The sequence below is a fragment of the Microbacterium xylanilyticum genome, assembly GCF_054654695.1.
Genome location: NZ_BAAIEN010000002.1, coordinates 3,592,948 through 3,609,576, shown reverse-complemented (window position 1 = coordinate 3,609,576; position 16,629 = coordinate 3,592,948). Strand labels below are relative to the sequence as shown.

General features: G+C 72.5%; 19 protein-coding genes. 7 read left to right on the top strand and 12 right to left on the bottom strand.

The annotated features are described in order from the left end of the window. Window positions 1-125: 125 nt before the first annotated feature. Window positions 126-653 carry a DUF6611 family protein gene (locus ACYQ1L_RS18000; RefSeq protein ID WP_460005376.1) on the top strand — a complete coding sequence of 176 codons (528 nt, stop codon included), beginning with the start codon at window positions 126-128 and terminating at the stop codon, window positions 651-653. Between the two features lie 86 nt (window positions 654-739). Here the strand turns inward: ACYQ1L_RS18000 and ACYQ1L_RS17995 are convergent, their stop codons facing one another. From ACYQ1L_RS17995 to ACYQ1L_RS17985, 3 genes are all read right to left on the bottom strand, one after another. Further along, entirely contained in the window at window positions 740-2,923 is a 2,184-nt protein-coding gene (locus ACYQ1L_RS17995) for a malate synthase G (protein ID WP_460005375.1), read from the bottom strand. Further along, the gene (locus ACYQ1L_RS17990) at window positions 2,920-3,351 is read right to left on the bottom strand and encodes a GlcG/HbpS family heme-binding protein (RefSeq protein ID WP_460005374.1); all 432 of its coding nucleotides are present in this window, start codon (window positions 3,349-3,351) and stop codon (window positions 2,920-2,922) included. The genes ACYQ1L_RS17995 and ACYQ1L_RS17990 overlap by 4 nt, the downstream gene beginning before the upstream one ends. Window positions 3,352-3,478: 127 nt before the next feature. Next, window positions 3,479-4,021, bottom strand: a complete 543-nt coding sequence (locus ACYQ1L_RS17985) for a YbhB/YbcL family Raf kinase inhibitor-like protein (protein WP_460005373.1) — start codon at window positions 4,019-4,021, stop codon at window positions 3,479-3,481. 48 nt (window positions 4,022-4,069) lie between these two features. Here ACYQ1L_RS17985 and pyrE point away from each other — a divergent pair, with 48 nt between their 5' ends. After that, a complete protein-coding gene (gene pyrE, locus ACYQ1L_RS17980) occupies window positions 4,070-4,645 on the top strand; it encodes an orotate phosphoribosyltransferase (RefSeq protein WP_460005372.1) in 576 nt (191 codons plus the stop codon). Window positions 4,646-4,807: 162 nt separating this feature from the next. After that, entirely contained in the window at window positions 4,808-5,734 is a 927-nt protein-coding gene (locus ACYQ1L_RS17975) for an ROK family protein (protein ID WP_460005371.1), read from the top strand. A 139-nt stretch (window positions 5,735-5,873) separates the two neighbouring features. Here ACYQ1L_RS17975 and ACYQ1L_RS17970 read toward each other — a convergent pair whose 3' ends face one another. The 7 genes from ACYQ1L_RS17970 to ACYQ1L_RS17940 form a co-directional block, all read right to left on the bottom strand. Further along, complete coding sequence (locus tag ACYQ1L_RS17970) at window positions 5,874-6,038, bottom strand: hypothetical protein (protein WP_460005370.1); 165 nt, start codon at window positions 6,036-6,038, stop codon at window positions 5,874-5,876. After that, window positions 6,035-6,607, bottom strand: coding sequence for a YdeI/OmpD-associated family protein (locus tag ACYQ1L_RS17965; RefSeq protein ID WP_460005369.1), 573 nt, complete (start codon window positions 6,605-6,607; stop codon window positions 6,035-6,037). Before ACYQ1L_RS17965 ends, ACYQ1L_RS17970 begins: the two co-directional genes overlap by 4 nt. 2 nt (window positions 6,608-6,609) lie before the next feature. Beyond that, window positions 6,610-7,440, bottom strand: coding sequence for an HAD-IIA family hydrolase (locus ACYQ1L_RS17960; protein WP_460005368.1), 831 nt, complete (start codon window positions 7,438-7,440; stop codon window positions 6,610-6,612). A gap of 96 nt (window positions 7,441-7,536) precedes the next feature. Next, a complete protein-coding gene (locus ACYQ1L_RS17955; RefSeq protein ID WP_460005367.1) occupies window positions 7,537-7,926 on the bottom strand; it encodes a VOC family protein in 390 nt (129 codons plus the stop codon). 47 nt (window positions 7,927-7,973) lie between these two features. Then, window positions 7,974-8,606 (bottom strand): metal-dependent transcriptional regulator, encoded by a 633-nt coding sequence (locus tag ACYQ1L_RS17950; protein WP_460005366.1) that lies wholly within the window; start codon window positions 8,604-8,606, stop codon window positions 7,974-7,976. Between the two features lie 105 nt (window positions 8,607-8,711). Continuing rightward, on the bottom strand, window positions 8,712-9,059 hold the full coding sequence (locus ACYQ1L_RS17945; protein ID WP_460005365.1) for a hypothetical protein: 348 nt from the start codon (window positions 9,057-9,059) through the stop codon (window positions 8,712-8,714). Window positions 9,060-9,198: 139 nt separating this feature from the next. Then, window positions 9,199-10,488 (bottom strand): Nramp family divalent metal transporter, encoded by a 1,290-nt coding sequence (locus ACYQ1L_RS17940; protein ID WP_460005364.1) that lies wholly within the window; start codon window positions 10,486-10,488, stop codon window positions 9,199-9,201. A gap of 255 nt (window positions 10,489-10,743) precedes the next feature. Here ACYQ1L_RS17940 and ACYQ1L_RS17935 point away from each other — a divergent pair, with 255 nt between their 5' ends. Then, window positions 10,744-11,400: a TrmH family RNA methyltransferase gene (locus ACYQ1L_RS17935; protein WP_460005855.1), complete on the top strand. Its 657-nt coding sequence runs from the start codon at window positions 10,744-10,746 to the stop codon at window positions 11,398-11,400. 46 nt (window positions 11,401-11,446) lie between these two features. Here ACYQ1L_RS17935 and ACYQ1L_RS17930 read toward each other — a convergent pair whose 3' ends face one another. After that, window positions 11,447-11,671, bottom strand: a complete 225-nt coding sequence (locus tag ACYQ1L_RS17930) for a hypothetical protein (RefSeq protein WP_460005363.1) — start codon at window positions 11,669-11,671, stop codon at window positions 11,447-11,449. A gap of 256 nt (window positions 11,672-11,927) precedes the next feature. Here ACYQ1L_RS17930 and ACYQ1L_RS17925 point away from each other — a divergent pair, with 256 nt between their 5' ends. The 3 genes from ACYQ1L_RS17925 (at window position 11,928) to ACYQ1L_RS17915 (ending at window position 15,095) form a co-directional block, all read left to right on the top strand. Beyond that, entirely contained in the window at window positions 11,928-13,133 is a 1,206-nt protein-coding gene (locus ACYQ1L_RS17925; protein WP_460005362.1) for a sensor histidine kinase, read from the top strand. Beyond that, complete coding sequence (locus ACYQ1L_RS17920; RefSeq protein WP_460005361.1) at window positions 13,130-13,789, top strand: response regulator; 660 nt, start codon at window positions 13,130-13,132, stop codon at window positions 13,787-13,789. The genes ACYQ1L_RS17925 and ACYQ1L_RS17920 overlap by 4 nt, the downstream gene beginning before the upstream one ends. Before the next feature lie 121 nt (window positions 13,790-13,910). Further along, a complete protein-coding gene (locus tag ACYQ1L_RS17915; RefSeq protein ID WP_460005360.1) occupies window positions 13,911-15,095 on the top strand; it encodes a hypothetical protein in 1,185 nt (394 codons plus the stop codon). A gap of 79 nt (window positions 15,096-15,174) precedes the next feature. Here the strand turns inward: ACYQ1L_RS17915 and ACYQ1L_RS17910 are convergent, their stop codons facing one another. Continuing rightward, complete coding sequence (locus ACYQ1L_RS17910; RefSeq protein WP_460005854.1) at window positions 15,175-16,479, bottom strand: MATE family efflux transporter; 1,305 nt, start codon at window positions 16,477-16,479, stop codon at window positions 15,175-15,177. Window positions 16,480-16,629: the final 150 nt, after the last annotated feature.

Sequence of the window (16,629 nt, the reverse complement as noted above, 5' to 3'; positions counted from 1 at the left end):
CGGGCGGGTGGGGACACCGATGATCGCCTGCATCGGCGTTCGGGAAGCGCAGGGATCCGGCTCGGAGCCGTTCGGATTCCGTAGGGACCGACGTCGGGGCGACGGAGGCGGCGCACAGTGAGGACATGGTCATCGAACAGCGATCCGTGCCGTCACCGCGTCACCCCGTCGCGCCGGCAGCCCACCGGCCGCGCCCGCACTGGGGGTACCTGTCGCGCTCCGTCAGCCGCTACGGCGTCGTCTCGAGCACGCTCGTCATCTATGCGCCCGACTCCCCGGAGCGGGAACGGCGCTGGGCGGAGCTCGCCCGCGGATACGGGGTCTTCGCCTTCGGCGGCGGTCTGCTGCTCTGGATCGGCTGCGCGGCGGCCGGGGTGGCGCCGCTGGCGGCGATGATCCTGATCGCCGCGGTCCTGACTCCGGTCGGCATCGCGATCGCCGGCCGCACGCGCGGAGTGCGCCGGGCCGCCGCGGTGGTCACCTCGTGCTGCTCGGGGCTGCGAGTCGACGGGGAGGACCGCGACGCTCAGCGCCGGCTGGACGCGCTCGCCGATTCGATCCAGGGCGCCAGCGCCGCCTACCGCGCGGGAACCCTCGACCGCGACGGATTCGAACGCGTATGGCGGGCGGCGTACGCGCACGCCAGGTCCTGACCGCCCCGCGGCCACCGTTCACAGCGCGCAAATGGCTCCATCCGAGGGGCGGATGGAGCCATTTGCGCGCTTCTAAACGGAACGGGTCAGCCCCGCGCGGCCTGCTCGGCCTTCTTCTCCCGGCGCAGGCCGTGCAGCAGCGGCTCGGTGTAGCCGCTGGGCTGTGCGGCTCCCTCGACGATCAGACGGCGGGCCGCGGTGTACGCGATGCCCGGCTCCTCGCCGTCGGCGAACGCGAGCGCCTCGTAGTTCGGGTCGCCGGCGTTCTGCTCATCCACGACCACCGCGAGGCGGCGCAGGCTGTCGTCGACCTGGTCGACGGTGATCACGCCGTGGCACAGCCAGTTCGCGAGCAGCTGGCTCGAGATCCGCAGCGTCGCGCGGTCCTCCATGAGGCCGATGCCGTGGATGTCGGGCACCTTCGAGCAGCCGATGCCCTGGTCGATCCAGCGCACCACGTACCCGAGGATCGACTGCACGTTGTTGTCGAGCTCGTCGGCCACCACCTCGGGCGTGAGCGCGCCCTCGGGTGCGAGGGGCAGCGTCAGCAGGTCGGCGAGGGATGCGCTCTCCTCGACGGCAGGCAGCGTCTCGCGGACGGCGAAGGCGTCGACCTGGTGATAGTGCAGGGCGTGCAGTGTGGCGGCGGTCGGCGACGGCACCCAGGCCGTCGACGCTCCAGAGCGCGGGTGCGCGATCTTCTGCTCGAGCATGTCGTGCATGAGGTCGGGGGCGGCCCACATGCCCTTGCCGATCTGGGCGCGCCCGCTCAGGCCGGAGGCCAGTCCGATCGCGACGTTGCGGGCCTCGTACGCGTCCATGAACGGCGTGCCGCGGAAGTTCGCCTTGGGCGGGAACGGCCCCGCCTCGATGGAGGTGTGCATCTCGTCGCCGGTGCGGTCGAGGAACCCGGTGTTGATGAACACGACCCGGTCGCTCGCGGCGGCGATCGCGGCGGCGAGGTTCGCCGAGGTGCGGCGCTCCTCGTCCATGATGCCGACCTTCATGGTGCGCGCGGGAAGGCCCAGCAGCTCCTCGACCCGGCCGAACAGCTCCACGGCGAACGCGACTTCGTCCGGGCCGTGCATCTTCGGCTTCACGATGTACATGGATCCGGTGCGCGAGTTGGATCCCTTGTTCGCGCCCTCGAGCTCGGGAAGGGATCCGAGCGCGGTCATGATCGCGTCGAGGATCCCCTCGAACACCTCGTCGCCGTTGCGGTCGAGGACGGCAGGCGTGCGCATGAGGTGGCCGACGTTGCGGACGAACAGCACGGCGCGACCCGGCAGGGTCACCTCGCCGCCGTCGGCGGTGCGGTAGGTGCGGTCGGGGTTCAGGGCGCGGGTGAAGGTGCGGTCGCCCTTGGTCACCGTCTCGGTGAGGGTGCCGTCCATGAAGCCGCGCCAGTTGCGGTAGCCGAGGGCCTTGTCGTCGCCATCGACGGCGGCCACGGAGTCCTCGAGGTCGAGGATCGCGGTGAGCGCGGACTCCAGGACGATGTCCTGCACGCCCGCCGCATCGGTGCGGCCGATGGCGCCGGCCCGGTCGATGAGGACCTCCGCGTGCAGGCCGTGGTGCACCAGCAGCACGGTCGCGGGGGCGTCCGGCTCGCCGGTGTAGCCGACGAAGACCGCGGGGTCGGCGAGGCGGCGGTCGCCCGTCGCAGTGGACACGACGAGGCCGTCCGCGTCGACGCGGTACCCGGTGGCGTCGCGGTGCGAGCCCTCGGTGAGCGGGGCGATCTCGTCGAGCAGCTCACGGCCGAACGCGACCACGGCCGCGGCGCGCTTCGGGTTGAACTCCTTGCCCGGGGCCAGCTCGCCGGTGCGCTCGATGGCGTCGGTGCCGTACAGCGCGTCGTACAGCGAACCCCAGCGCGCGTTCGCGGCGTTCAGCGCGAAGCGCGCGTTCAGCAGTGGCACGACGAGCTGAGGGCCGGCCATCGTCGCGATCTCGGGGTCGACGTCCTCGGTGGTGACGGCGACCTTCTCGGGCACCGGCACGAGGTAGCCGATCTCGGTCAGGAACGCGCGGTACGCGTCCGGATCCGGCTGGCCGGGGTGCTGGCGGTGGTACTCGTCGATCTGCTGCTGCAGCTCGTCGCGGCGGGCGAGCAGCGCGGCGTTGCGCGGCACCAGGTCGTGCATGATCTCGCTCACGCCCGCCCAGAACGCGGTGGCGTCGCGACCGGAACCGGCAAGCGACGCTTCAGCGAACTCGACGATCGGCGCGGCGACCGACAGGTCTGCGCGGGAGAGGTACGAGGTCATAGTTCCATTCCTTCTGTGCGTGCGCCGAGGCGCTTCAGGGTTTCCAGGGCGATCTCCGCGTCGAGCGCGGGCGGACCGCCGGCGATGCCGAGGCCGCCGACGTGGTGCTCGCCGAAGAAGATCGGCACGCCCCCGTCGATCGTGGTCATGGTGCCGCCCGTTCCGAGCGGCAGGGTCGCGGCCAGAGCGGCCGGGATCTGCCCCGTGCGGCGGCGGATCGAAGCGCTGCTCTTGGCCTTGCGCTGAGAGGTGTCGGCGCTGTGCGGGGTCGTCCCGTCGGCCATGCCGTAGGCGATGAGGGTCATCGACGGATCCGCCACGGCCGCGACCGTGGGCAGGTCGCGCTCGGCACCGATCTCGAGCGCCAGCGCCACGGCGCGCGCAGCCGTCTCGTACGTGATCGTGACGGTCTGTCGGTGCGTGGACATCGGCGTCTCCTCGGCGTGATTTATCTCGATGTCGAGATTACCTCTCACGAGGAGATTATCACAATGTGAATCTTGGATTCCACATCTCGAAAGAACAGGATCCGGAGGCGTGTCGATCCGGGTCCGCTCAGCGCTCTGCCGGATCCGCCGTCCCGACGAGGATCCCGCGCGCCAGCACATGGAAGTGCCTGTTGAATCCCAGATACGCGGGCGTCTCGTCGCCGCGCAGGTCGATCTCGTCGATGTCCAGCGCGTCGACCGTGATGACGTAGCGGTGCACACCGGTGCCCGCGGGCGGAGCAGCCCCGATGTAGCGCTGCAGGCGCGCCTCGTTGGGCAGGGTGACTGCCTGTGCGGGCAGGGAACCCGGCTCGCCGTCGCCCGCACCCGCGGGGAGGGAGCGCACGTCGGCGGGGAGGTTGGCGACCGCCCAGTGCCAGAAACCGGATCCGGTCGGGGCGTCGGGGTCGTACACGGACAGGGCGAAGCTCTTCGTGCCTGCCGGCGGCTCGCCCCACACCAGGCCGGGGGAGCGGTCGCCACCCCCGCGGGACTCGGACCACGCCCACACCGGCAGCGGTCCGTCCGGGTCGAAGTCGGGGCTGGAGAGCTCCAGCGGCGGCACCGGCTTCAGCCGGGCGAGGGCGGCGTACGTGTCGACGTCGAGCATGCGGGATCCTCCTCGTGTGCACGGATACGGAAACTCTAGACTTGAGCCGTGACGCTCAGCACCCCCGAACTCGAAGCCGACCGCCAGGCGCTCATCGCCCTCATCAAGGACGAGGCGGTGTTCCACGGCGACTTCACGCTGGCCAGCGGCAAGAAGGCGACCTATTACGTCGACATGCGCCGCCTCACCCTCGACCATCGTGCCGCGCCCGCGATCGGCCGCATCGTGCTCGACCTCATGCAGGGCCTCGACGGCATCGCCGCGGTGGGCGGCCTCACGCTGGGCGCCGACCCGATCGCGAACGCGGTGATGCACGAGTCGGTGCGCGCCGGGAAGCCGGTCGACGCGTTCGTGGTGCGCAAGGAGCCCAAGGACCACGGTCGCGGCCGCCAGATCGAGGGCGCCGACGTCGCCGGCAAGCGCGTGGTCGTGGTCGAGGACACCTCGACGACGGGCGGCTCCCCGCTCAAGGCGGTCGAGGTGCTCCGCGCCGCCGGCGCCGAGCCGGTCGCCGTGATCTCGATCGTCGACCGCAAGACCGGGGCCCAGGCCGCGGTCGAGGCGGCAGGTCTGCAGTGGCTCGCCGCGATCGACCTCGACGACCTCGGGCTCGACCCGCAGTGACCGCGGCATCGCGCCCCCTCCGCTGCAACTGCACGATCGCGCGACGGCTGCAGGGCCGATCTGCGGATCCGGTCGTGCAGCCGTCGCGGGATCCTGCATCCGTCGCCGACGCATGACCCCGCTGTGCCCGCCGTTCCATCCCGCTGAGATGAGGAAAGCCGCATGACCGGATCCGCTTCCGAGGACCGTCGCGTCGCCCTGGCCGTCGACGTCGGCGGCACCAAGCTGGAGGCCGCCCTGGTGCGCGCCGACGGGACCGTCGTCGACGGCACCCGCAGCCGCCGCCCGACCGGGCCCGACGCCACGTTCGACTCGCTGAGCGCCGCGGTCGAGGAGGTCGTGGCGCACGCCGTCGCAGGCCGCGGCCCCGAGGACGAGCTCGTCGGCGCCGGCATCGGGAGCGCCGGCCCGGTCGACCGCGAGCAGGGCACGATCAGCCCCGTGAACATGCCGCAGGCGCGCGGGTTCGACCTGCGCGGCGCGGTGCGCGATGCCGCGTCCGCTGCGCTCGGCGGGCCGGTGCCGACGGTCCTGGCCCACGATGGCGGCTGCCTCGCGCTCGCCGAGTCGTGGCTGGGTGCCACCCGGGGTGCGGCGGCGTCGCTGTCGATCGTGGTGTCGACCGGGGTCGGCGGAGGGTTCGTCGTGGACGGGCGGTACCTCCCCGGGTCGTCGGGCAACGCCGGCCACCTGGGCCAGGTGCACGCGACAACGGAACTCACGGTCGAGCAGGTCGCGTCGGGACCCGCCAGCGTGGCCTGGGCCCGCACGCAGGGCTGGACCGGCGCGCAGGGGGAGGACCTGGCCCGGGACGCGGCGGCCGGGGATCCGATCGCCCGTGCCGCGATCGAGCGCTCGGCGCGCACGGTCGGCGCCGCGCTGGCCGACGCGTCGACCCTGGTGGACCTCGAGGTCGTCGCGATCGGCGGCGGCTTCTCCCGGGTCTCCGCCGACTACGTCGAGCTCGTGCAGGCGGCGCTCTCGGCGACCGCTGCGCACGACTACTCCCGCCGCACCCGCGTCGTGCGCTCGGGGCTCGGCGACGAGGGCCCGCTCATCGGCGCCGCCGCGCTCGTGCTGCGGGCGTAAGCGCCGCCCTTCGTCTCGTCGCTGCGCTCCTCGCTCAGGGACCAGCTGCGGTTCCTGAGCGAGCGCAGCGAGACGAAGGACGTTCGCCTGTGCCGGCGTGGTCCGGCACAGGACCCGGCGCGCCCACGGCCAGGCCGTCTCAGTGCTCCCGCGGCGGATCGTCCTCGTCCCAGGGGCCTTCCCACCACGCGCCGCGGTCCCGGGCCGAACCGCCGCGGCGGTTGCGCACCAGCTGCACGATCCACGCGGTGAGCGTGCCGAGCGCGATCACCAGCGCGACCCACAGGATCGGATTCGTGCTCACGGCCGCTTCCCCTCTGCCGCGTCGGCCACGATCTTCGCGATCCGTGCGGCCCTCGTCTCGGGGCGCTTCGCCATGGCGATCTGGGTGAGGCCGAGCTTCTTCGCCGACGGCGGGAACGCGTCCCACCCGGCGCGGCTCGCGGGCGACGCGTCGAGGGCCGCCGCGAGATCGTCCGGTTCGATGCCGGCCTCGGGGCCGTCGAGCACGGTCCAGGCGCCGTTCGCCTTGGCGACCTCGATCGCGCGGATCCCGGCGGCCTCGAGCAGCCCTGCCTCCTCCAGCAGCGCCACGCGGGCCTTGTTCGTCGCGGCCCAGCCGCTCGAGGCCCGGCGCGGGGCGAACCACAGGCCGCCGATGCGGTCGTCGAAGCTGCGCACCGGCCCGTCGACCCACCCGAAGCACAGCGCCTGCAGGATCGCGTCCTCGTAGGGGACGTGCACATCGTCGTTGCCGGGGCGCGGGCGCACCAGCCAGGCCCCGGTCGACGTCGCGTGGTTCTCGGCGAGCCAGGCCCGCCAGGCGGCGACGTCCTCCGCCACCACCCGTACGCCGTCGTCGAGGGCGCCCATCCTCAGCCCTTCGCGGCCTTCCCCGCCTTCTGGGGGATCGTGCGGATCGTGTCCGTGATGCGCGGGATCAGGTCGGCGACCGACTGCACGACCTCGTCCGGACGGAACGGGTACTTCTCGATCTCCGCGGTGTCGCTGATCCCGGTCAGCACGAGCACGGTGTGCAGGCCCGCCTCGATGCCCGCGACGACGTCGGTGTCCATGCGGTCGCCGATCATGCCGGTGCGCTTGGAGTGGGCGCCGATCTTGTTCAGCGCCGAGCGGAACATCATCGGGTTCGGCTTGCCGACGACATACGGATCCTTGCCGGTCGCCTTGGTGATGAGGGCGGCGATCGCGCCGGTGGCGGGCAGCGGTCCGTCAGCGCTGGGGCCTGTGGCGTCGGGGTTGGTGACGATGAACCGCGCGCCGTCGTTGATGAGGCGGATCGCCTTGGTGATCGCCTCGAAGGAGTAGTTGCGGGTCTCGCCGACCACGACGAAGTCCGGGCTGGTCTCGGTCATGATGAATCCCGCGTCGTGCAGGGCGGTGAGGATCCCGGCCTCGCCGATCACGAATGCGGATCCTCCCGGGACCTGCTGCTGCAGGAAGTCCGCCGTGGCCAGCGCGGAGGTCCAGATCCGCTCCTCCGGCACGTTCAGTCCGCTGGTGCGCAGGCGCGCGGACAGGTCGCGCGCGGTGAAGATCGAGTTGTTCGTGAGCACCAGGTAGGGGATGTCGTTGCTCTCCCAGCTGGCGAGCAGTTCGGACGCGCCGGGGATGGCGTCGTTCTCGTGCACGAGCACACCGTCCATGTCGGTGAGCCAGCATTCGATGTCGTCGCGTTGTGCCATGCGCCCAGCCTAGAGGTGCCGGGGTTACGAGCGGATGACGAGGTCGGGATGGGGGCAGGGATCGTCCCGGTCGACCGCTGTCGGGGCGCTTCTCGCTCAGTGCTGCGCCGGAGTCACCTGGCTCATGAGCGCGAGCGTGTGGCCGTCCGGGTCGGTGAAGAAGGCCATCCACTCCTCCATGCCCGATTCGTGGCGGTGGATCAGGTGCGGCGGGTCGGTGAAGACCACCCCGCGCGCGGTGAGGTATTCGCACGCCGCATGGATGTCGTCGACCCGGAAGTACAGGATGGACTCGCCCTTCTCCCCGGCGCCTTCGTCGATCGCGCTGAGGAACAGCCGGGTGCCGCCGGCGTCGAAGAACGCGAGATCGCCGAAGGTGTAGAGATGCGGGAGCCCCAGCACGTCGCGGTACCAGGAGACCGCGGCATCGATGTCGCTCACGCGGCGCGAGATCTGTCCGATGGGTCCGAGCGTCGTGCCGGTCATGTCCTCTCCTTCCGCTCGCGGCGCACGTCCGCGAGCCCCGTCCGGCGTCAGGCGGAGAGCCAGACCACGTCGGTCGCGCCTTCGGGCAGGGCCACCTCGGCGCCGCCGATCCGCAGGCCGTCGGGGATGACGACCACCTCGCCGCCGATCACCAGGCCGGCCGACTCCAGGGTGCGCAGCAGCTCGGGATCCCGGTCGTCCACGCGCAGCACGCGACCGGCGTGACCCGGAGCGGCGTCGGCGAGCAGCACGAACGGCTCTCGCTCGATGCGGCCGGCGGCGTCGGGGATCGCGTCCCCGTGCGGGTCGAAGCGGGGCCGGCCCAGGCGCGCGTCGATCCCCTCGAGCAGGCGGTCGCTGATGGTGTGCTCGAGCACCTCGGCTTCGTCGTGCACCTCGTCCCAGGCGTAGCCGAACTCGCGCACGAGCCAGGTCTCGATGAGGCGGTGCCGCCGGACGATCCCGAGAGCGCGCTGCTCCCCGTCCTCGGTGAGGCGCACGGCGCCGTACGGCACGTGCGAGACCAGGCCTGCGGCGGCCAGCTTCTTCACCATCTCGGTGACGCTCGACGGCGCGATGCCGAGCTTGGCGGCCAGCTGCGACGGGGTGATCGGCGCCGGCTGCCATTCGGTGTGCGCGTACACCGTCTTCAGGTAGTCGTCGGCCGCGGGGGATTCCACGGATCCACCTTAGGGCGTGGTTCAGCCGCCGACCGCTGAGCCTGTCGAAGCGTCCGCCCCGCGGGTTGCGGCCCGCGGCAAGCTCAGGGAGCGTACGCCCTGTTGCTATCCGAGCGAGGACAGCACGGCGAACGCGGCCTGCCCGGCGAAGAACATGATCGCGAACCCGGCGAGGGCGCCCACCAGCGAGAGCCGGCCGTCGAAGCCCTCGATGCCGCGCATCCCGATCGCCCGCGCGCGGAAAGCGAGGATCAGAGTGAGCGCGCCGAGCGCGAGCTGCACCCACGGACTGCCGACCGGCATCAGCTTCGGAACCGCGACGAGGAGGATCCCGAGCACGGCGGTGACGAGTGACGCCCAGGTGCAGATCCGCACGGCGCGGCGGGCGGCGGCCTGCGCCTGCGCCTTCTCGGCGGCGCGCTGCGCGGCGGACGGGCGGCGGGATCGGGCCATCCCTTGAGCCTACCCGCGGCGCCTGTCCGTCCGATCCGGCCGGGGTCCTCCGTTCGGTGGATCCTGTGGCTTCAGGGCGCGCTGAAGGTCCGATTCGTCGGCCGATGCAGCGTTCTGCGCGCTGTGAAACCGTTCCGACTCAGGTGCCGGTCAGCAGCAGCCAGAGCAGCACGGCGTTGAGCGCGATGAGCAGGGCCGCGGCGACGATGCCGGCGATCGTGGTCCAGGGGCGGTTCGCGTAGCGTCCGAGCGTTCCCCGGCGTGCGGTGAGCGCGATCAGCGGGATGAGGGCGAACGGGATCCCGAACGACAGGGCCACCTGGCTGAGCACGAGGGCGAACGTGGGGTCGACGCCGAGGCCCAGGATGAGCAGGGCGGGGATGAGCGTGATCAGCCGCCGCACCGGCATCGGGATGCGCACCCGCAGCAGGCCGTGCATGATCTCGGCGCCCGCATACGCCCCGACGGCGGTCGACGCGAGGCCCGAGGCCAGCAGGCCGACCCCGAACAGGGTGCCGATGAGCGGGCCGAGCTGGGCGGTGATCGCGGCGTGCGCGCCCTCGAGCGAGTCGGTGCCCGCCACCCCGGGGAGCGTGGCGGCGGCGAGCAGCAGCATGCCCAGGTTCACCGCGCCGGCGACGACCATCGCAAGGGTGACGTCCCACCGGGTGACCGTGAGCAGCCGGGCGATCGGGGTGCGCACCAGAGGCTCGGGGTCGCCGCCGGGATGCACGGGCACCGCGCCGAATCGGTCGCGGGCGAGGGCGGAGTGCGCGTAGATCGCGTGCGGCATGATCGTCGCGCCGAGGATCGACGCCGCCAGCAGCACCGAGCCGGAGTCGGCGAAGCGCGGCATCAGCCCGCCCACGGCGGCGGACGGATCCGGCGGGGCGACCAGGAGCCCGGCGAGGAAGCCGACCGTGACGACGGCGAGCAGCCCGATCACGACGAGCTCGAACGGACGCGCGCCGCGCCGACCCTGCACGGCCAGCAGCGCCATCGATACGGCTCCGGTGATCAGGCCGCCCAGGAGCAGGGGGATGCCGAACAGCAGTTGCAGGGCGACCGCGCCGCCGATGACCTCGGCGATGTCGGTCGCCATCGCGACGAGCTCGGCCTGCAGCCAATAGGCGCGGCGGGCGAAACGGTGGTGCAGGCGGTCGCCGAGCAGCTCCGGCAGACTGCGGCCGGTGACGACGCCGAGCTTCGCGGAGAGGTACTGCACGAGCCAGGCGATCACGTTCGCGACGAGCACCACCCACACCAGGAGGTAGCCGTAGCCGGCGCCGGCGGTCATGTTGCTCGCGACATTGCCGGGATCCACGTAGGCGACCCCCGCCACGAGCGCGGGGCCGAGCAGAGCCACGCCGCGCACGGACGCGGGCGCGCCCGGCCGGGGTGCGGCGACGGTCGTGGACGTTTTCGGCATATCGAAAAGCTACCCCATTTTTAGGTCTCCCGAAATATGCGAGCCCGCGCTCACCGTGCTGTTGCGCCCCACCTCGGGCTGAGCGGGCGCGGCGCGACGCGGTGCGCACTCCGGTCCCTGGGCGAGCGCAGCGAGACGAAGGGCGGCGCTGTTCGCAGCACCGCCGCCGGATACGCTGGCGTGATGCAGGATCCCGAGCCCGCCGCCGCATCCGACGCCGAGTCGGCGGCGGCGCCGGAGCCGCGTGCTCAGTCCATGGCCGAGCCCGAGGCGACACCGGATCCCATGCCCGAGCGCGAGGTCGAGGCGGCGCACGGCGTCGGGCCGTGGCCGGGCGGCCCTGCGGAGTGGCCGGCGGGTGAGCGCTTCGACCCCGAGCTGCTCGCCCACGGCGACCGTCGCAACGTCGTCGACCGCTACCGCTACTGGCGCATGGAGGCGATCGTCGCCGACCTCGACGCCCGCCGGCACGCGTTCCACGTCGCGATCGAGAACTGGCAGCACGACATGAACATCGGCTCCATCGTGCGCAGCGCCAACGCGTTCCTCGCGGAGACGGTGCACATCATCGGCCGGCGGCGGTGGAACCGGCGCGGCGCCATGGTCACGGATCGCTACCAGCACGTCGTGCACCACGAGACGGTGGCCGACTTCGCGGCCTGGGCCGCGGCGGAGCGGATCCCGATCATCGCGGTCGACAATCTCGAGGGAGCTGTGCCTGTCGACCGGGCGGAGCTGCCCGAGCGCTGCGTGCTGCTGTTCGGCGCGGAAGGCCCCGGGCTCTCCGACGAGGCGCTCGCCGCGGCCTCCGGGCACGTCGAGATCACGCAGTACGGATCCACGCGCTCGATCAACGCCGGCGCCGCGGCGGCCGTGATCATGTACGAGTGGTGCCGACGGCACGCGGGCTGATGGCGGGCCGGGTCGCGTCACGCCAACCGGGGGACGGCGGATGCGGTCAGTCGCGGTCGATGCCGAACGTGTGCTTCATCAGGGCGTTCACGTCGCGATCCAGGCTGCGGATCTCTGAGCGCAACTCCGCGATGTCCCCCTTGATCTCTGCGCGCAATGAGCCGATCTCGCCACGCACCACCCGGACGAACATGGTCGACACGATCGTGATCATGCCGAACATGCCTGCTGCGAACACGCCGATCAGCGTCCACACCTGCGGTTCGTTCATGGTCAGCACCCCTCCAGTGTCGCTCTGATCCGATCGGGATGCCAGGACGAGTCGCGATCCTGACGGCCGCCGCCGGAACCTGTGCACAGGACGGCACGGATCCGCCCTGTGCGGATCGGATCCGAGCACGCCGCGGTGGAGGATCTCATGCGGTCGGTCCCACGCTTCCCGCGGCGGCAGAGGGGAATGTCGCCGACCTTCCCTGGATGCGGATCATCCTCACGGGTGAGGACGCGGCGCCGGGACCCGTGCCAGCATGGGGACCGTGCGAAGCGCGACGGGGGTGAGCGGTGGCGCGCGCCGCAACGGCGTCGGCGCCCTGATCGTGGCTCTCGTCGCCCTCGTCGTGCTGCTGCCGGTCAGCCTGTCGGCGCTCGCCTGGCCCGGACCGGGCCCGGGCGTCGTCGCGGTCGTGCTCCTCGCCCTCGCGTTCGTCGCGCTGCACGGGGCGTCACTGCTCGCCGTGAGACGTCCCGTCGCCGGCTTCGCGGTCGCGAGCGCCGTGATGCTCGCCCTCGTCGCGTTCCCCGCGGCTCGCGACGCCTCTGCGGCCATGTACCCCTCGGCGCTCGCGTTCGTGCTGTGTCTCGCGCAGGTGGCGGTGCGACGGCGGATCCCCCTGTCCGCGGCGGCGCTCGGCGTCGGCGTGTTGGGGGCAGGGCTCATCGCGCTCGTCGAGCCGGCCTTCGGGACGCCCGCTCCGGGGCTGGATCCGGTGCTGCTGCGACTCGGGGCGTTCCTCGGACTCACCGCGGCGGTCACGGCGGCCTGGGCGTGCGGGCTGCTGATCCGGTCCTCGACGGCGCGGGCGGAGGAGCGCATGCGGATGCGCGTCGAGCAGGCGATCGCCGAGGAGCGGGCGCGCATCAGCGGCGAGCTGCACGACGTCGTGGCGCACGCGATGACCGTGATGATCGCCCAGTCCGAGGTCGCGCGCGCCGTGGTGCGCGAGGATCCCGGCGTCAGCGAGCGGGCGCTCGGCGTCGTCATCTCCACCGGGCGCGAGGCGCTGCGCGGGATGCGCTCCATCGTCGCGGCGGAGGGATCCGCGCCGATCGAGCCGATCCCGACTCTCGACGCGCTGCCGGCGCTCGTCGATGCCGTGCGCAGTCCCACGTGCGAGGCCGTGTTCACGGAGACGGGCGATCGACGGCCGCTCTCCGCGGCGGCCATGCTCGCGCTGCACCGCGCGATTCGTGAGGGGCTCACGAACGCGGTGCGCCACGCGGCTCCGCCGGTGCGGATCGAGGTCGCCGTGACCTGGACGGCCGCTCGCGTCATCGCCGAGATCTCCGACGACGGGGGTTCCGGGGCGGGCGACGCCGGGCTCGGCGCCGGTACGGGTCTCGTGGGCTTGGCCGAGCGGATCCGGCTCGCCGGCGGGGAGTTCCGGGCGGGAGCCGGCGGGTCCGGCGGATGGTCGGTGCGGGTCGAGCTCCCCGTGCTGGAGGGGGACGCGTGAGCGGGCTGCGGGTGCTCGTCGTCGACGATCAGGAGCTGTTCCGGGAGGCGGTCGCGATGATGCTCGGGCGCGACCCGCGCATCGTGGAGGTGGTGACGGCCGCCGACGCGCATGAGGCGATCGCGCACGTGCACGCCCACGTGGTCGACGTCGTGCTCATGGACATCCGGATGCCCGGCATGGACGGGATCAGCGCGACGCGGGAGATCCTGCGGCTGAAGCCCTCGTCCCGGATCCTCATCCTCACGACCTTCGACCTCGACGCATACGTGCTCGACGCGATCCGCGCGGGCGCCAGCGGCTTCCTCACCAAGGACGCGAGCCCGCAGGAGCTCGGCGACGCGATCGCCGCGGTGGCCGACGGGGATGCCGCGATGTCGGCGCGCGCGACGACGGCGCTGCTCGGGTTCGTGCGCGACGGGGCGCCCTCGTCCGACCCGGAGGCGGCGCTGGCGCCGCTCAGCGGTCGCGAGCGGGAGGTCGCTCTGGCGCTCGCCGCCGGATCCTCGAACGAGGAGATCGCGAGGATGTTGTTCCTCTCCGAGAACACCGTGAAGACGCACGTGAAGGCGATCCTCGCGAAGCTCGGCCTCACCGATCGCGTGCACGTCGTGATCTGGGCGTACGAGAACGGCGTACGCTGGCCGGGGCGCTGATCGCGACCCGTGGGCCCTGCGGCCCACGGCACCGCATCGTCCTGGTTCACCCGCGCGGGTGAGGGGGAACCGCCTCGGAGGGCGAGGCGGTGGGTATGCCCGGATCCGTAGCGTGCGGGGCATGAACTCGAGAACCCGCTTCACACTGCTCCTTGTCTCGGCCGCGCTCGGAGCTGTCGCGTCCGTGCTCGGCGCGCTCGCGCTGCTGCTTCCGCAGGTGCTGCCGCACTCGACCATCCCCGGCCTCGCCGAGAGCCTCGTCGGTGTGAGAGCCGCCGCCGTCGTCGATCTCGCCGCCGGCCTCGCGGCCGTCGCGGTCGCCGCGCTCGCCCTGCGTCGGCCGACCGCATCCCCCTCTGCACCGACAGCACTGCGGATCGCTGCCATGACGGTCGCCTTCCTCGTCGCGGCGTGCACGCCCGGTGGGATCATCCCGGCCGCCGGCTACAGCTTCGTGCTCGTCGTCGCGGCAGGGGTGGTGGCGATGCTGGTGCTGCTGTTCCTGCGGCGCCGGCTCATCGGGATCCTCATGCTCGCCGTGGGCGTCAGCGGCGTCGTGCTCGTTTCGCTGTGGCTGCCGCTGGGCGAGTGGCTGCCGCTCGTGCTCGTCTCGCTGGGTCAGCGGGGGCCTCTGCTGCTCGTCTCGGTCGCGCATCTCGCGACGGCCGGCGCGCTGGCCGCTTGGGTGCTCGGTGACCCGCGGGCGCGCAGCGGATTCGCTCGCGGGGTGCGACGGCATCGCACGGTCCTGACCGTCGCCGCAGCGCTCTGCGCCATGCCGTACGCGGTGGCGCGCGCCAGCTGGCTCACGCCGTGGAAGCTGTTCGGGGGCGACGCGGCCGCGCTGCAGCCGATCATGCTGCTGACCGGGCTGCTGCTGGGTTCGGCGATGCTGGCGGCCGGCGTGCTGACGCTGATGCTGTGCCTGCCGTGGAGCGACCGCTTCCCGCGCTGGATGGGCGGGATCGGCGGCCGGCCGGTGCCGGTCGGACTGGTGGTGATTCCGGCGTCGTTCGTGGCCGTGATGTTCACGACCGGCGGCTGGGAGATGGTGTTCTGGCAGATCGGCCGCGCGCCGCTCGGGATCAGCACGGTCGAGCTGCTCCTCGTGCTGCCCTTCTGGCTGTGGGGCCCGCTGCTCGCGCTCGCGACATGGGGGTACGCGCTGCACCGCGGTCACACGAGCGGATCCCGGCAGCAGCGTTCGCCGCGGGCAGTCGGGGATCCGGGACTCTCCGAGGCGCTTCAGGCCCGGGCGACGCGGGAGCTCGAGACGATCGAGCAGCGGGAGCCGCAGCGGGGCTGACCCGCCTCCTGTCGCCGCAGACGGCCGCCCGGACGTCGCCGTCCGGCCGGCCGTTCCGCGGGACCTCTGCGCGCCGAGCTCAGACGTCGATCGCGAGCCAGCGGCCGGTGCGTACGCGGAGTCCGAGAGTGGTCAGGCGCGCGCCGAGGTACACGATGAAGAACGCGATCGCGAGCCAGACCAGCCCTGCCAGGCCCGCCACGCCGGTGGCCACGATGATCGCGAGCGCGGGGAGGAACGGCACGAGGTTGAGGCCGCCGGCGAGGGCCAGGTAGCGGGCGTCTCCGGCGCCCATGAGAACGCCGTCGAGCACGAACACGACGCCGGCGATCGGCTGGGCGACGGCGAGCACGATGAGCGCCGGCTGGATGAGGGCGGCGAGCGCGGCGTCGCCGGTGAAGGCGAGGCCGATGACCGCGGAAAGGGCGGCGATGAGCACACCGACGATCACGCCGAACCACGCGCCCCAGGCGACGGTGCGGGCGAGCACGTGCCGTGCGCCGTCCGGGTCCGCTGCTCCCAGGCTCTTGCCGATGAGGGCCTGCGCGGCGATCGCGAGGGCGTCGAGCGCGAAGGCCGCGGCCGAGAACACGGTGAACACCACCTGCCAGCCGGCGAGCTCGCGGGTGCCGATGTCCGTCGCCACGGCCACCGTCGCCAGCAGGGCGACGCGCAGGCTCACGGTGCGCAGGAACAGCCAGCCTCCGGAGCGTGCGGATCCGCGGATCCCGCCCAGCTCGGGCGAGATCGACGCATCGTGCCGGCGGGCGAGGCGGCCGATCACGATCACGTAGGCGCCGACCATGCCCCACTGCGCGACGACGGTGCCGAAGGCGGATCCGGCGATGCCCCAGCCGAAGCCGTAGATGAAGAGGGCGTTCAGGAGCGCGTTCGCCGCGAACCCGATGCCGGCGATCCACAGCGGCGTCATGGTGTCCTGCACGCCGCGCAGCAGCCCGGTTGCGGCGTAGACGACGAGCATCGCGGGCAGGCCCCACATCGACGGGGCGAGGTAGGCGGTGGCCTGTGCGGCGACGGCCGGGGTCGCGCCGAACAGGGGGATCACGGCGGGCGTCAGCAGGGATCCCAGGACGGCGAGCACGGCCCCGAGCCCGAGCGCGAGCCACATGCCGTCGATGCCGACCGACACGGCGTCGCCGTGCTCGCCGGCGCCGAACCGTCGCGCCACCGCGGGCGTCGTCGAGTACGCCAGGAAGACCATCAGCCCCACGATGGTCTGGAGGATCGCCGACGCGATACCCAGGCCCGCGAGCGGCGTGGTGCCGAGGTGGCCGACGAGTGCCGCGTCGACCATGAGGAACGCAGGCTCCGCCACGAGAGCGCCGAGCGCGGGAACCGCCAGCCGGAGGATCTCGCGGTTCAGCGTGGAGGCCGGCTTCGGGGCCGGCCGTCCGTTCGGGGTTGCGCGCGACGGACGGCCCGGGGTTCCGTTGGGGGTTTCGTTCGGGGTCGGCGAGGGCACCGTTCGAGCCTAGGGGCGAGGACGGACACCCGGGATGCGCGCTGCCGGGAT